Source organism: Streptomyces sp. NPDC002773, assembly GCF_040295605.1.
Lineage (GTDB): Bacteria > Actinomycetota > Actinomycetes > Streptomycetales > Streptomycetaceae > Streptomyces.
Window position 1 is genome coordinate 1 of record NZ_JBEOVO010000027.1, and the last position, 14,201, is coordinate 14,201.

The 14,201-nt window shown below is 72.4% G+C and carries 12 protein-coding genes; 7 read left to right on the forward strand and 5 right to left on the reverse strand.

The window, feature by feature from the left end:
• Positions 1-19: 19 nt before the first annotated feature.
• The 3 genes from ABT034_RS26620 to ABT034_RS26630 all read right to left on the reverse strand — a co-directional run bounded on the left by ABT034_RS26620 (position 20) and on the right by ABT034_RS26630 (position 2,648).
• Positions 20-1,330, reverse strand: a complete 1,311-nt coding sequence (locus ABT034_RS26620; RefSeq protein WP_351219456.1) for a peptidoglycan-binding protein — start codon at positions 1,328-1,330, stop codon at positions 20-22.
• Positions 1,331-1,342: 12 nt separating this feature from the next.
• On the reverse strand, positions 1,343-1,930 hold the full coding sequence (locus ABT034_RS26625; protein ID WP_351219458.1) for a hypothetical protein: 588 nt from the start codon (positions 1,928-1,930) through the stop codon (positions 1,343-1,345).
• 79 nt (positions 1,931-2,009) lie between these two features.
• On the reverse strand, positions 2,010-2,648 hold the full coding sequence (locus tag ABT034_RS26630; protein ID WP_351219619.1) for a MerR family transcriptional regulator: 639 nt from the start codon (positions 2,646-2,648) through the stop codon (positions 2,010-2,012).
• A gap of 287 nt (positions 2,649-2,935) precedes the next feature.
• Between ABT034_RS26630 and ABT034_RS26635 the strand changes: the two genes are divergently transcribed.
• The 4 genes from ABT034_RS26635 to ABT034_RS26650 all read left to right on the forward strand — a co-directional run bounded on the left by ABT034_RS26635 (position 2,936) and on the right by ABT034_RS26650 (position 6,706).
• A complete protein-coding gene (locus tag ABT034_RS26635) occupies positions 2,936-4,531 on the forward strand; it encodes a flavin-containing monooxygenase (RefSeq protein ID WP_351219460.1) in 1,596 nt (531 codons plus the stop codon).
• Positions 4,528-5,454 (forward strand): alpha/beta fold hydrolase, encoded by a 927-nt coding sequence (locus tag ABT034_RS26640; protein ID WP_351219462.1) that lies wholly within the window; start codon positions 4,528-4,530, stop codon positions 5,452-5,454. The genes ABT034_RS26635 and ABT034_RS26640 overlap by 4 nt, the downstream gene beginning before the upstream one ends.
• Positions 5,451-6,332: an SDR family oxidoreductase gene (locus ABT034_RS26645; RefSeq protein ID WP_351219464.1), complete on the forward strand. Its 882-nt coding sequence runs from the start codon at positions 5,451-5,453 to the stop codon at positions 6,330-6,332. Before ABT034_RS26640 ends, ABT034_RS26645 begins: the two co-directional genes overlap by 4 nt.
• Before the next feature lie 128 nt (positions 6,333-6,460).
• Positions 6,461-6,706, forward strand: a complete 246-nt coding sequence (locus ABT034_RS26650) for a hypothetical protein (RefSeq protein WP_351219466.1) — start codon at positions 6,461-6,463, stop codon at positions 6,704-6,706.
• A gap of 57 nt (positions 6,707-6,763) precedes the next feature.
• Here ABT034_RS26650 and ABT034_RS26655 read toward each other — a convergent pair whose 3' ends face one another.
• A complete protein-coding gene (locus ABT034_RS26655) occupies positions 6,764-7,072 on the reverse strand; it encodes a barstar family protein (RefSeq protein ID WP_351219468.1) in 309 nt (102 codons plus the stop codon).
• 43 nt (positions 7,073-7,115) lie between these two features.
• Here ABT034_RS26655 and ABT034_RS26660 point away from each other — a divergent pair, with 43 nt between their 5' ends.
• Positions 7,116-7,625 (forward strand): GNAT family N-acetyltransferase, encoded by a 510-nt coding sequence (locus ABT034_RS26660; RefSeq protein WP_351219470.1) that lies wholly within the window; start codon positions 7,116-7,118, stop codon positions 7,623-7,625.
• 60 nt (positions 7,626-7,685) lie between these two features.
• Here the strand turns inward: ABT034_RS26660 and ABT034_RS26665 are convergent, their stop codons facing one another.
• The gene (locus ABT034_RS26665) at positions 7,686-11,030 is read right to left on the reverse strand and encodes a S41 family peptidase (protein ID WP_351219472.1); all 3,345 of its coding nucleotides are present in this window, start codon (positions 11,028-11,030) and stop codon (positions 7,686-7,688) included.
• A 269-nt stretch (positions 11,031-11,299) separates the two neighbouring features.
• Here ABT034_RS26665 and ABT034_RS26670 point away from each other — a divergent pair, with 269 nt between their 5' ends.
• The gene (locus ABT034_RS26670) at positions 11,300-11,872 is read left to right on the forward strand and encodes a TetR/AcrR family transcriptional regulator (RefSeq protein ID WP_351219474.1); all 573 of its coding nucleotides are present in this window, start codon (positions 11,300-11,302) and stop codon (positions 11,870-11,872) included.
• Between the two features lie 125 nt (positions 11,873-11,997).
• On the forward strand, positions 11,998-14,166 hold the full coding sequence (locus tag ABT034_RS26675) for an MMPL family transporter (RefSeq protein ID WP_351219476.1): 2,169 nt from the start codon (positions 11,998-12,000) through the stop codon (positions 14,164-14,166).
• Positions 14,167-14,201 lie beyond the last annotated feature (35 nt).

Here is a 14,201-nt window from a genome sequence, read left to right on the forward strand (position 1 = left end):
GCGGGATCCGTGCCGCCGCTCACTGCGGGATCCTCACCTTCAGGCCCGCGCGGAGCTTCGGGCCGCTGACCTCCACCATGCCCTCGGCGAAGAGGCCCGTCCGGGCGGTGACGAAGAGGCCGTCCTCGGTCTCCAGGCCGTGCCCGCCCTCGGCGAGCGCCACCAGGGCGGCCACCGGGACGGTCAGGACGTTCTCGCGCTTGCGGCCCACGTACTCGACGCTGACCGGGCCGCTCTCCAGGCGGCCCAGGGCCTGCTGGTCGGGGACGGTGATCGTGACCGGAACGGTCGGTGGTCCGCCGTTGCCGCCCTCTCCCTCGGGCGCGGTCGCCTGTTTGCCGACCGCCGCGACCTTGCCCTTCACCGGGCTTCCGTCGGGCAGGCCGACGGTGACGTCCGCGCCGCGTACGGCCCAGGAGGCTTCGAGCGCCGAGGCGTTGACCACGACCTTCCGGGTCGTGCCGGTGTAGGTGAGGGCGTTGTCACCGGCCGCCGCACCCAGTCGTACGCCGGCCTGGCCGAGGCGCACCCGGCCGGAGGCGTACACGACGTCACCGAGACCGATCCGGCCGGTCACGGGCACGCCGAGCGCCTTCTGCCAGCGCTTCACGGCCCGTTCGGTGCCGGAGGTGAACTTCTCGTCGACGGTGAAGCCGTCGTAGCCGAGCGCGGCGAGGTTGGACTCGAACTGGAGGACGTCCATGCCGCGGAGGGGCTGGGGCGGGGGCGGCGTCGCCGCTGGTGGGGGCGTGCCGGTGTCGTTTTCGGAGCCTGTACCCGCACCCGTACCCGCGCTCGTACCGGCGGTGCCCTTGCCTCCGGCGCCCCCCGGCGCCGGTGGCGTGGGGGCCCCGGACTCCGGGGCCGTTGGGGCCGCCGGTGCCGCCGTGAGGCCCAGCTCGCGGTACATCGGCAGCGTGCCGTAGAGCAGCACCACCGGCCGGTCGTCCACCCGCAGCAGGGTGTCCCCGCGCTCGGCGGTCGCACCCGCCTCCGGGAGCCAGGTCACTGTGCCGGTCGCCTTGACCGGCAGCGGTATCTCCGTCCCGTACCCCAACGTGCCCTCCACCTTGGTCCGTTCGACCAGGGTGGTGCGGGTGACGGCGACCGCGGAGCCCGCCCTCGGCGGGGCCTGCGGGCCCTTGTCCCCGCCGCCGAGGCCGAGCGCGCCGACCACGGCGACCGCCGTGACCACCACGAAGGCGGCGGCGATGAGCGCGGTACGGCTCCGCCGGCGGCCGGGCGCGTGCGGGGGAGCCGTCCCCTCCTGCGTCGACTCCACCTCCGCGCCGACGGCCGGTTCCGTACCCGTGCCCCTGTCCGTGAACATCCCGCTCAACGCTCAACCCTTCCCCGGGCCCTGCTCGACCGGGTCGCCGATGATCGGGGCGCAGGTGCGGGAAGCCTGCTTGGCGGCGGCCGTGGTCGAGTCCCACTGGATGTCCCCGTACACGTTGCCGTCGGGCTCGGGGTCGGGGAAATCGGGGGCGCCGTTCTTCTGCATGCACTCGGCGAACGCGAACTGGGTCTTGATCTGCTCGGGGGTGAGCTTGGGCGCCATCCTCCGCTCGATCTCCTTGGGGACCGGCGGGCTGAGCGGGGAGCACTTCTCCGAGGCCGTGAGGAAGGCCGGGTTCTTCTTGAGGGCCGTGTTGTCGCCGAAGTCGACCTGGCCGTTCGCGTCGGGGTCGGGCGCGTCGACGCCGTTCTCGCGCAGGCACTTCACCCAGGCGCGCCGGGCCTCGACGTACGCGGCGACCTCGTCCTTGCCCGAGCCGCCGGCGGCCGTGTCCGTCCCCGTACCGGTGGACGTGGTGCCGTCCGCGGCCGTCGGGATCTTCCCGGCCTCGTCGCTCCCGCCGCCGCAGCCGGTCAGCGCGAGCGCCACGACCGAAGCCGCCGCGACGGCCAGCATCCGTGTGGTCCTCATCGGTTCTCCCGTTCCTCGGTGGGTGGAGCCGACCGTAGGACGCGGGTGATGAAGAACTCTTGAAGAACCTGTCAGGCGATCATGAGGCCGGTTCTCCGGGGGCGTCCGGGCGCAGCCGCCGGTCGAGCGCCATCGACAGTTCGGCCTCCACCACGCTCTTGGCGAGCGGGCGCAGGCGCCACAGGTCGTCCTCGGCCGCGTGGGTGCGGAGCAGGTCGGTGAAGAGCTCCGCGAGGGCGTCGGCGTGCTCGCGGACGCGGGCGCCCGCCTTGAGGACCTCGGCGAGCGGGATGCCCTCGCGGACGAGGGCCGCGGAGACGTCGAGCAGGCGGCGGCTGATGTGGATGATCTCCTCGCCGTCGGTGACGAGGTAGCCGAGGTCGAGGGCGGCCGCGAGGTTCTCCGGGGTGACCTCGCCGGCGAAGTGGTCGGCGAGTTCCTCGGGGGTGAGGCGGACGGGCTCCTCCTCGGAGGGTGCGGGGAGGGCGAGAACCTCGCGGACGTTGCGGCCGCTCTCGAAGGCGGTGGTGAGGTCGGCGATGCCGTTGAGGGTGTGGCCGCGCTCCAGGAGGGCGGCGATGGTACGGAGCCGGGCCAGGTGCTGTTCGTCGTACCAGGCGATCCGGCCCTCGCGGCGGGGCGGGGGGATCAGGCCGCGCTCGCGGTAGAAGCGCAGGGTGCGCACGGTGATGCCGGCGGCGGCCGCCAGCTCTTCCACGCGGTACTCGCGTACGGCGCCGGTGCGCGTACCCGTGTCCGCGCCCGTGTGCGCGGCCGTCTGCGTGCCCGCGTCCGCGCCCGCGTCCGCGGCCGTCCGCGCGCCCGCGTCCGCGCCCCTGTCCGTCCCCGGTTCTCCGTCTGATCCGTCTGCCACGCACGCCAGCCTATGTTGTACCGCCGGTAACTTTCCCTCGCCCGACCCCTACCGCTTGGTAGGGAGCTGCTCTACAGTCCCGACTGTGCCAGTGATTGCTGGCGTGATTGGCCGGGTGTACGGGAGGCGGCATGGCGAAGCACGAGCACGTACGGGTGGTGGTGATCGGATCGGGATTCGGTGGCCTCGGCGCCGCCGTCCGGCTGCGCCGCGAGGGGATCACCGACTTCGTGGTCCTGGAGCGGGCCGACTCCGTGGGCGGTACATGGCGGGACAACAGCTACCCCGGCTGCGCCTGCGACGTCCCCTCCCACCTCTACTCCTTCTCCTTCGCGCCCAACCCCGACTGGCCGCGGACCTTCTCCGGACAGCGCCACATCCGCGCCTACCTGGAGCATGTCACGGACACCTTCGGGATCCGCCCCCACCTCCGCCTGAACCACGAGGTGCGGCGGATGGAGTGGGACGCCGAGGCGCTCCGCTGGGAGATCGAGACCAGCGCCGGCGGCTTCAGCGCCGAGGTCGTCGTCTCCGCGACCGGACCCCTCTCCGACCCCAAGATCCCCGACATCCCCGGCCTCGCCGACTTCCCCGGCAAGGTCTTCCACTCCGCCCGCTGGGACCACGACTACGACCTCACCGGCAAGCGGGTCGCCATGATCGGAACCGGCGCCTCCGCCATCCAGATCGTGCCCGCGATCCAGCCCCAGGTCGCGAAGCTGACCCTGTTCCAGCGCACGCCCCCGTGGGTGATGCGCCGCATGGACCGGGCCATCAGCGGCCCCGAGCGCTGGCTCCACCGCGCCCTGCCCGTCACCGGCACCCTCCGCCGCGGCCTGCTCTGGGGCATCCGCGAACTCCAGGTCGGGGCCTTCACCAAGCACCCGAACGAACTCGGGCTCGTCGAGAAGCTCGCCAAGGCCAACATCGCCAAGTCCGTCAAGGACCCGGTCCTGCGGGCCAAGTTGACCCCCTCGTACCGCATCGGCTGCAAGCGGATCCTGCTCTCCAGCACGTACTACCCGGCGGTCGCGCAGCCCAACGTCGACGTCGTCGCCTCCGGCCTGCGCGAGGTCCGCGGCTCGACCGTGGTCGCCGCCGACGGCACCGAGACCGAGGTCGACGCGATCGTCTTCGGCACCGGCTTCCACGTCACCGACATGCCGATCGCCGAGCGGATCGTCGGCGCCGAGGGGCGCACGCTCGCCGAGACCTGGAAGGGCGGCATGGAGGCGCTGCGCGGCGCCACCGCCGCCGGCTTCCCGAACTTCATGACGGTCATCGGCCCCAACACCGGCCTCGGGAACTCCTCGATGATCCTGATGATCGAGTCCCAGCTGAACTACATGGCCGACTACCTGCGCCAGCTGAACGTTCTCGGCGGGCGCGCCGCCCTCGCCGTCCGGCCCTCCGCCGTCGGCGCCTGGAACCGCAAGGTGCAGGCGCGGATGGAGCGGACCGTGTGGAAGGCGGGCGGCTGCGAGAGCTGGTACCTCGACGCCAACGGCCGCAACACCACGCTGTGGCCGGGCACCACGGGCGAGTTCCGGCGCGAGACCCGGCAGGTCGACCTCTCCGAGTACGAGGTGATCCGCGCCCCCAAGCCGGCGAAGCCGGCCGTCACGGAGGCGCCGGCCGTCACGGAGGCGCCGGCCGTCACGGAGGCGCCCGCCGTCACGGAGGCGCCCGCCACCGCGAAGGCCCGCAAGAAGGAGGCCGCCCAGTGAGCCGCCGTCTGATCTCGCTGCCCGTGTCCCGCGAACTCACCGCCGTCTCCGCCGACGGCGCCCGGATCCACGTCGAGGTGTACGGCCCCGAGGGCGCCCCCGCCGTCGTCCTGGCCCACGGCTGGACCTGCTCGACCACCTTCTGGGCCGAGCAGATACGGGCGCTCGCCTCCGACCACCGGGTCATCGCCTACGACCAACGCGGCCACGGCCGCTCCCCGGTGCCCGGCCCCGGCGGATACTCGACGACGGCGCTCGCTGACGACCTGGAGGCCGTGCTCGCGGCCACCCTCGGCCCCGGCGAACGGGCCGTCCTGGCCGGTCACTCCATGGGCGGCATGACGATCATGGCCGCCGCCGGGCGCCCCGGCTTCCGGCAGCACGCCGCCGCCGTCCTGCTCTGCTCCACCGGCCCGTCCCGGCTGACGGCCGAGGCCACCGTCGTACCGCTGCGGCCGGGCGGGCTCCGCACCCGGCTGACCAAGGCCGTCCTCGGCGCGAAGGCGCCGCTCGGCCCGGTCACGCCCGTGTCGAAGAAGGTCCTCAAGTACGCGACGATGGGACCGGGCACGGCGCCCGACCGCGTCGAAGCCTGCGCGCGGATCGTCCACGCCTGCCCCCGCACGTCCCGGTTCGGCTGGTCGCAGGTCCTGGCCGGGCTCGATCTCGGGGAGGGCCTGAGGGAGTTGCGGCTGCCCGTGGCCGTGCTCGTCGGCACCGCCGACCGGCTCACCCCGGCCGTCCACTCCCGCGCGATGGCGGACGCACTCCCGCACTGCACGGGTCTCGTCGAACTGGCCGGCATGGGCCACATGACACCGGTGGAGGCCCCGGAGGCCGTCACCGCGCAGATCCGCGAACTGACCCTCACGTACCTGGGCGTGAAGTCCGGGGAGCAGCCGAAGGAGAAGGAGCAGGCATGAGCAGGGTGAGCCTGGAAGGACAGGTCGCGGTCGTCACCGGAGGGGCCCGCGGGGTCGGTGAACTCCTGGCCCGCAAGCTCTCCGCGCGCGGCGCGCGGATCGCGCTCGTCGGCCTGGAGCCGGAGCAGCTCAAGGAGGTCGCGGGCCGACTGCACACCGAGGCCGACTGGTGGCACGCCGACGTCACCGACCACGAGGCGATGGCCAAGGTCGCGGCCGAGGTGAAGCAGCGGTTCGGGAAGGTCGACATCGTCGTCGCCAACGCCGGGGTGGCGGCGGGCGGGCCGTTCGTCGACTCCGACCCCGACGCCTGGCGGCGGGTCATCGAGGTCAACCTCATCGGTGGCGCGGTGACGGGCCGGGCGTTCCTGCCGGTCCTCATGGAGTCCCGGGGATACTTCCTCCAGATCGCCTCGCTCGCCGCGCTCACCCCGGCCCCGATGATGACGGCGTACTGCGCCTCCAAGTCGGGCGTGGAGGCGTTCGCGCACAGCCTGCGCGCCGAGGTCGCGTACAAGGGGGTGAAGGTCGGCGTCGGCTATCTCTCCTGGACCGACACGGACATGGTGCGGGGCGCCGACCAGGACGACGTGATGAAGGAGCTGCGGCAGCGGCTGCCGTGGCCCTCGAACCGCACGTACCCCCTCGGCCCGGCCGTCGACCGGATCGTGGCGGGCATCGAGCGGCGCTCCGCCCATGTGTACGCGCAGTGGTGGCTGCGCGGGATGCAGTCGGTCCGCGGCTATCTGCCGGGCGTGATCGCCGCGGTCGGGCAGCGCGAGATGAAGCGTTTCGAGCCACGGCTCGGCTCGGTGTCCAAGGGCCTGGTGGGCGCGGGCGGCGCGGCCGACGAACAGGCGCGGACGGGGAACGCCTGACCGCCCAGCGGGCCGCTCACCGTCCGTAACTGATCGAAATGCGTGGAATGTTCGCCCGTGCAAAGCTGGTCGAGGCCCAGGGGGCACGACGCCCCCTCCCCCGTACACCCTTCTAGGAGTGAACTTCCATGGGCATGCAGGACCAGTTCAAGGACAAGGCGGAGCAGCTGAAGCAGCAGGCCAAGGAGGCCATGGGCAAGGCGAGGGACGAAGCGTCCGAACGCGCCTCCCAGGGCCGAGGCCGCTCCGACGACGAGGCCCGCAAGGCCCAGCAGGAAGCCAAGGAGCGGATGGACCGGGACCGCCCGGACCAGGACCGCATGGACCGGGAGCGCATGGACCGGGACCGGATGGACCGGGAGTCCGGCGTCTGACGCCGGCCTTCCGTGAGCGAGGCGCACCCGCGACACCGGGTGCGCCTTTTGCGTGCGTCAGGCCTCCACCACGCGCATCCCGTCCTCCGCCAGGGCGTGGAGGACCGACGCGTAGAAGTCGTACGGCTCCCCCTCCGGCGTCAGCAGCCGGGAGAGGTGCGCGCGGGCGACGGCGGAGTCCCGCCAGACGAGCGTGCCCGGTGGGGTGAAGCCGAAGGTCCCGCCCAGGCAGTCGTGGAGGGCCTGGAAGCAGCCGCCGAAGTAGCCGCCGGGGCCCCGTACAGGCTCTCCACCGTGTGGCAGACGCCCCAGACGTGGTCGTCCTCGGACCTGATCAACGCGTGCACGGCAAGCATGATGGCGCATAACTCACGCGCGTCGGGATGCGGATCTTCGTACGGTGGCGTCCATGGCCGTACTTGAGCGACTGCGATCCGATCACGCCCCCGCCCTGCTCGCGTTCGAGCGGGAGAACCGGGGGTACTTCGCCGCGTCCGTGCCCGACCGGGGGGACGCGTACTTCACCGACTTCGAGCAGCGGCACCGGGCGCTGCTCGACGAGCAGGAGACCGGCACGATCCACTTCCATGTGCTGGTGGGGGAGGGCGGGGAGGTGCTCGGCCGGTTCAATCTGGTCGACGTCGACCTCGCCGACGGGGGCGCCGAGCTCGGCTACCGGGTGGCCGAGAAGGCGACCGGACGCGGCCTCGCGACGGCCGGCGTCAGGGAGGTGTGCCGGCTCGCGCGCGAGGAGTACGGGCTCAGCCGTCTCACCGCCGTCACGACCCTCGACAACGAGGGGTCGAGGGTCGTGCTCGGGCGGGTCGGCTTCGGCGCGGTCGGGAGCGTGACGATCGACGGACGGGCGGGGACCTCGTACGAGCTGGATCTCGGGGAGCTGATCGCCCTGGCCTGCTAGGGCGTGTCCGTTCAGGGCCTTCCTGTCTAAGGCGCCTCCGGCTTCAAGGCGCCTCTGGCTTCAAGGCGCCTCCGGCCTCGGCGGTAGTTTCGGGCGGGAGCGGTCCGGGAGGTCCTCGTAGGCCGGGGGGCTCGCCGCCGGGGTCTCCGTGAGGAGCGCGAGGGCGACGTGGACCGCGTCGTCGAGCTGGGCGTGGCGGCCCTCGGCCCAGTCCAGGGGGGTGCGGAGGACCGCGAGGTCGGGTTCGACGCCGTGGTTCTCCAGGGACCAGCCGTACTCGGGGAACCAGGCCGCGTTCATCGGAACCGTGATCTGGGTGCCGTCGCCGAGCCGGTGGCGGCCGGTCATGCCGACGACCCCGCCCCAGGTGCGCTGCCCGACGACGGGGCCGAGACCGAGGAGCTTGAACGCGGCGGTGATCATGTCGCCGTCGGACGAGGTGGCCTCGTCGGCGAGGGCGACGACCGGGCCGCGCGGGGCGTTGGAGGCGTACGCGACGGGCTGGGCGTTCCTGGTGAGGTCCCAGCCGAGGATGCGGCGGGTGAGCTTCTCGATGACGAGTTCGCTGATGTTGCCGCCGGCGTTGCCGCGTACGTCGACGATGAGGGCCGGCCGGGAGACCTCCATGCGCAGGTCGCGGTTGAACTGCGCCCAGCCCGAGCCGCCCATGTCGGGGATGTGGAGGTAGCCGCAGCGGCCGCCGCTGACCTCCCGTACCACCGCCCGGCGTTTGGCGACCCAGTCCTGGTAGCGCAGCGGGCGTTCGTCGACGAGGGGGACGACGGCGACGCGCCGCGCCCGGCCCTCGCCCTCGGCGGGGGTGAAGGTCAGCTCGACGGTGGTGCCGCCGGTGCCGGAGAGCAGCGGGTACGGCCCGGCGACCGGGTCCACGGGCCGGCCGTCGACATGGGTGAGGACGGCGCCCTCGCGGATGCCGGTGCCGGCGAGCGGGGAGCGGGCCTTGGAGTCGGAGGACTCGCCGGGCAGGATCCGTTTGACCGTCCAACCGGCTTCCCTCCGTACGAGGTTGGCGCCGAGGAGCCCCATGGGCCGCTGGTAGTGCGGCGGTCCCTCGTTGCGGCGGGCGGGCGTCACGTACGCGTGCGAGGTGCCCAGTTCGCCCATCACCTCCCGCAGCAGGTCGGCGAACTCGTCGGGGGACGCGACCCGTTCGACGAGCGGCCGGTACTGGTCGAGGACGGCCGTCCAGTCGACGCCGCCCATGCCGGGTTCCCAGAAGTAGGCGCGGACGATCCGTCCTGCCTCGTCGAAGGCCTGCCGCCACTCGGCGCCGGGGTCGACCTCGTGCAGGATGCGCCGCAGGTCCAGGTAGACGGTGGAGTCGCCGTCCCCGGACTCGGTGGCGGGTACGGCCCGCAGCTCGCCCTCGTCGGCGACGACGAGCCGGGTGCCGTCGCCGCTGACCGCGAACCAGTCGAGGTCCTTGGCGAGTTCGCTCTTGCGGGCCTTGACGATGGAGAAGTGCTCCAGGGTGGGGCGGCCCGAGGTGTCCGCCGGATTGGCGAAGGTCTCGCCGAGCGCGCCCGAGATGGGCCAGCGCAGCCAGACCAGGCCGCCGCCGCTGACCGGGTGCAGGGCGGAGTACTTGGAGGCGGCCACGGGGAAGGGGGTGACCCGCTCGGGGAGCCCCTCCAGCTCGACGGTGACGGTGCCGTCGCCGGTGTCCGTGTCGTCGTCGGCGGGGTCGAGACCGCCGGCCGCCGGGCGCCCGTCGGGGAGCAGCGCGAACGGCGAGGGCGTGGCGGAGGAGAGCGGGACGAGATAGGGGCGGCAGCCGAGCGGGAACGACAGGTCGCCGGTGTGGACGTCGTACACCGGGTCGAAGCCCCGCCAGGAGAGGAAGGCGAGGTAGCGGCCGTCCCGGGTGAAGACGGGGTTCTCGTCCTCGAAGCGCCCGTTGGTGACGTCGACGACGGTACGGGCGCCGGGGCCCGAGATCCGGGCCATCTTGATGGAGCGCAGGGACCGGCCGATGCCGGGGTGGGACCAGGTCAGCCAGGCGCCGTCGGGGGAGAAGGCGAGGTCGCGGACGGGCCCGTTGACGGACCTGATCAGTTCGGTGACCTCGCCTCCCCCAGACTCCGTCCGGGAGGTGCCCCCAGACTCCTCCGTGGCGTCGAGCAGGAGGAGCCGTCCGTCGTGGGAGGCGATGGCGAGCCGCTCGCCCTCGGGGTCGGCGACGAGCTCCTCGACCCGGCCGAGGTCGCCGGAGGCGAGGCGGCGCGGCGGCCGGTCGCCGGTGGCGCGCGGCAGATAGCCCACCTCGATGGCGTCCTCGCCCTCGGCGTCGGTGACGTACGCGACCTGGCCGCCGCTGCCGAGCATCTCGGGGAGCCGCACGCGGACGCCCGGCTCGTCGATGATCGTGCGGGCCGGGCCGTCGCGGTGGGTCAGCCAGTAGAGGCTGCCGCGCACGGAGACGGCGCTGGCGCGGCCGGTCTCGTCGACGGAGAGCGCGTCGATGTGGAGGGCGGCGGGCACCTGGTAGGCGCGCCGGCCGACACGCTGGCCGCCGAGCCGCACCTCCAGCTTCCGGGGGCGGGCTTCGGCGGCGAGCGAGTCGACGATCCACAGGTCGCCGGCGCACTGGTAGACGACCCGGCTGCCGTCGCTGGACGCGTGCCGGGCGTAGAACTCGTCGTGGTCGGTGTGGCGGCGCAGGTCGGTGCCGTCGGGCAGGCAGGAGTACAGGTTGCCGATGCCCTCGTGGTCGGAGAGGAACGCGATCCGGCCGTCGACGGCCATGGGGCAGTCGAGGTGGCCGCCGATGTCGGGCAGCAGCCGCTCGCCGTGCAGCCAGAGGCGTCCGGTGGCACCGCCCAGGTACCGCTTCCAGGCGGCCGGCTCGTGCGGCGGCTTGCCGGTGAGGAGGAGGGTGCGGTGGTTGTTGGCGGGTTGCTCGCCGTGACGGGTGGTGGCTGAGGCCGTGGTGACAGTGATGTCGGAGACCGGGCCCCAGGGCAGGCGCCGGCCGGGGGAGCCGTCGGTGGGGACGGTGTAGGCCCAGGAGTAGTACGAGAAGGGCTGGCCGTGCGAGGAGACGGCGAGGATGTCGGAGTGGCCGTCCTTGTCGGGGGGCGCCCAGCCGCACACCCGGGTGTCGGTGGAGCCCCAGTAGGTGAGCCGCCGGGCGGGCCCGCCGTCTATGGGGACGAGATGGATCTCCGGGTCGAGGCTGCGCCAGTTCGTGTACGCGATCCGGCGCCCGTCCGGCGAGAAGCGCGGGTGGCCGACCCGCGTCCGGTCGACGGTGAGCCGCCAGGCCCGGCCGGGGCGGTGGCCCTCGGGGACGAGCGGGGCGATCCAGAGATCGTCCTCGGCGGCGAAGCACAGCAGATCGTCGTGGAGGTGCGGGAAACGGAGGTACGCGACGTCGTGACTCACCTCCCCATGCTTTCCGCGTGGAGGGGGTGCGGCAACTCGTACATGTGTGGCAGGGCAACTCGTACGTGTGAACAGGCGTCTTCAGGGGTGTGACACCGATGCCAGTCGCGCCGCCGATGTCCGCCGTGACGCCGATGCCTGCCGTGCCGCCGCCGCCCGCCCGCTGTGGTCCAGGACACGTACGAAACGGTTTCGTTTCGTTGAGGGCGGGGGTATCTTCGTACTGTACGAAACCGTTTCGTTCGCTCATCCCGGATGGAGACCCGGCCATGGCACGCAGCAGACTCACTCCCGAGCGGGAGTCCGAGCTGTACGCGGCCGTGCTCGACCTCCTCCGCGAAGTCGGCTACGACGCCCTCACCATGGACGCCGTCGCCGCCCGCACCCACTCCAGCAAGGCCACCCTCTACCGCCAGTGGGGGAGCAAGCCCGAGCTGGTCGCCAGGGCGCTGCGCGCCAACAAGCCGGCCGACCTCTCCGAGATCGACACCGGCACGCTGCGCGGCGACTTCCACGAGCTGATGTCACGGACCGACGACTGCCAGATGGAGAAGGACTCCGCGCTGATGCGGGGTCTGGCCCATGCCGTGCACACCAACCCCGAACTGCACCGGGCGCTGCGCGAGCTGCTCATCGCACCCGAGATGAACGGCCTCGACGAAGTGCTGAACCGAGCGGTCCGCCGGGGAGAGGTCGACGCCGCCAACCCGGCGCTGAAGCTCGTTCCCCACATGCTGATCGGTGCGTTCGTCGCCCGGCCGCTGATCGAGGATCAGCCGGTCGACCGCGCTTTCCTGAGCGCCTACGTCGACGCCGTCGTGCTCCCCTCACTCGGCGTCTGAACCCCCCGCCGCACCGGTTTCCCCGGCCGGTACCGCACGACCCTTTCTCCACCTGACGACGAACCGCTCACGCCGTCGGGCCGGCTCCCCATGCCCTGTCCCACCCACACTGGGAGTACGCCCCCGTGGCCACGTTCCTGTACAAGCTCGGCCGTTCCGCCTTCCGGCGCCGACGGCTCGTCGCCCTCCTCTGGGTGGCCCTCCTGGCGATAGCCGGGGTCGGCGCCGCCACCGCACCCGCCCCGACCTCCGGCTCCTTCTCGATCCCGGGCACCGAGGCCCAGCGCGCCTTCGACCTGCTCGAAGAGCGCTTCCCCGGCGCCGGTGCCGACGGCGCCACCGCCCGGATCGTCTTCAAGGCCCCCGAGGGCCAGAAGATGACCGCGGCCGGCCACAAGGCCGTCGTCGAGGAGACCGTCTCCGCGCTGAAGTCCGGCTCGGACCAGATCGTCTCGGTCACCGACCCGTACACCGCGCAGGCCGTCTCCCGCGACGGCTCCACCGCCTACGTCTCCGTCGCCTACAAGGTCAACTCGATGGAGCTGACCGACGAGACGCGTGAGGCCCTGACCCAGGCAGGCGAGAACGCGCAGGGCAAGGGGCTGACCGTCGAGGTCGGCGGTGACGCCCTCCAGACCATGCCGGCCACCGGTGCGGGCGAGATCGTCGGCGTCGTCATCGCGGGCATCGTCCTCGTCCTGACCTTCGGCTCGCTCGTGGCCGCCGGACTCCCGCTGCTCACGGCGATCATCGGCGTCGGCATCGGCGTCTCCTCGATCGCCGCGCTCGCGAACGTCCTCGACCTCGGCTCCACCACCTCCACCCTCGCGATGATGATCGGCCTCGCGGTCGGCATCGACTACGCCCTCTTCATCGTCTCCCGCTACCGCGCGGAGCTCGCCGAGGGCCGCGAGAAGGAGGACGCCGCCGGGCACGCGGTCGGCACGGCCGGCTCCGCCGTCGTCTTCGCCGGACTCACCGTCGTCATCGCCCTGGTCGGCCTGGCCGTCGTCAACATCCCGATGCTGACGAAGATGGGCTTCGCCGCCGCCGGTACGGTCGTGATCGCCGTACTGATCGCGCTGACCCTGATCCCGGCGCTGCTGGGCTTCGCCGGCGACAAGGTCATCGGCCGCAAGCAGCGCAAGGGCACCGCGAAGGCGAGCGACAAGCCGAACGGCGGCACCCGCTGGGCCCGCTTCGTCCTGCGCCGTCCCGTGATGGTGCTGGTCGTCGGCGTCCTCGGACTCGGCGCGATCGCGCTGCCCGCCGCCTCCCTGGAGATGGGCCTCCCGGACGACGGCGTCAAGCCGACCTCCACCAGCGAGCGCCGGGCGTACGACGCGCTCTCGGACGGCTTCGGTCCCGGCTTCAACGGCCCGCTGCTCGTCGTCGTCGACGGCGACAAGGCCACCGCCGACAAGACGGTCTCCACGATCAAGGGTCTCGAAGGCTGGGCGGCCGTCACCCCGGCGACCCCGAACAAGGCCGGCGACGCCGCGATGATCACGGTGGTCCCGAAGGACCGGCCGTCCTCCGCCGCCACCGAGAGCCTCGTCCACGACATCCGGGACGCCACCGGGGACGACGTCCTCGTCACCGGCGCCACCGCGATGAACATCGACTTCTCGCAGAAGATGAACGACGCCCTGGTGCCCTACCTGGCCCTCGTCGTCGGCCTGGCCTTCCTGCTCCTGACCCTGGTCTTCCGCTCGGTCCTCGTCCCCCTGAAGGCGGCCCTCGGCTTCCTGCTCTCGGTGGTCGCGGCCCTCGGCGCGGTCGTCGCGGTCTTCCAGTGGGGCTGGCTCGGAAGCCTCTTCGGGGTCGAGCAGACCGGCCCGATCATGTCGATGATGCCGATCTTCATGGTGGGTGTCGTCTTCGGTCTCGCGATGGACTACGAGGTCTTCCTCGTCACCCGGATGCGCGAGGCGTACGTCCACGGGGAGCGGCCCGGCGAGGCGATCGTCACCGGCTTCCGGCACAGCGCCCGGGTCGTCGTCGCCGCGGCGGTCATCATGATCGCGGTCTTCTCCGGCTTCATCGGCATGACGGACCAGATGATCAAGATGATCGGCTTCGGTCTCGCCGTCGCGGTCCTCTTCGACGCCTTCGTGGTCCGGATGGCGATCGTCCCGGCCGTGCTCGCGCTCCTCGGGCACAAGGCCTGGTGGCTGCCGAAGTGGCTGGACCGGATCCTGCCGAACGTGGACGTGGAGGGCGAGGGCCTCGCGAAGCACACCCGGGAGACCGGGGAGACCGCCGGCACGAAGCCGGACCTCGTGAAGGCCTGATCACCAAGCCTCAGGCCTCAAGCCGCGTGTACGCC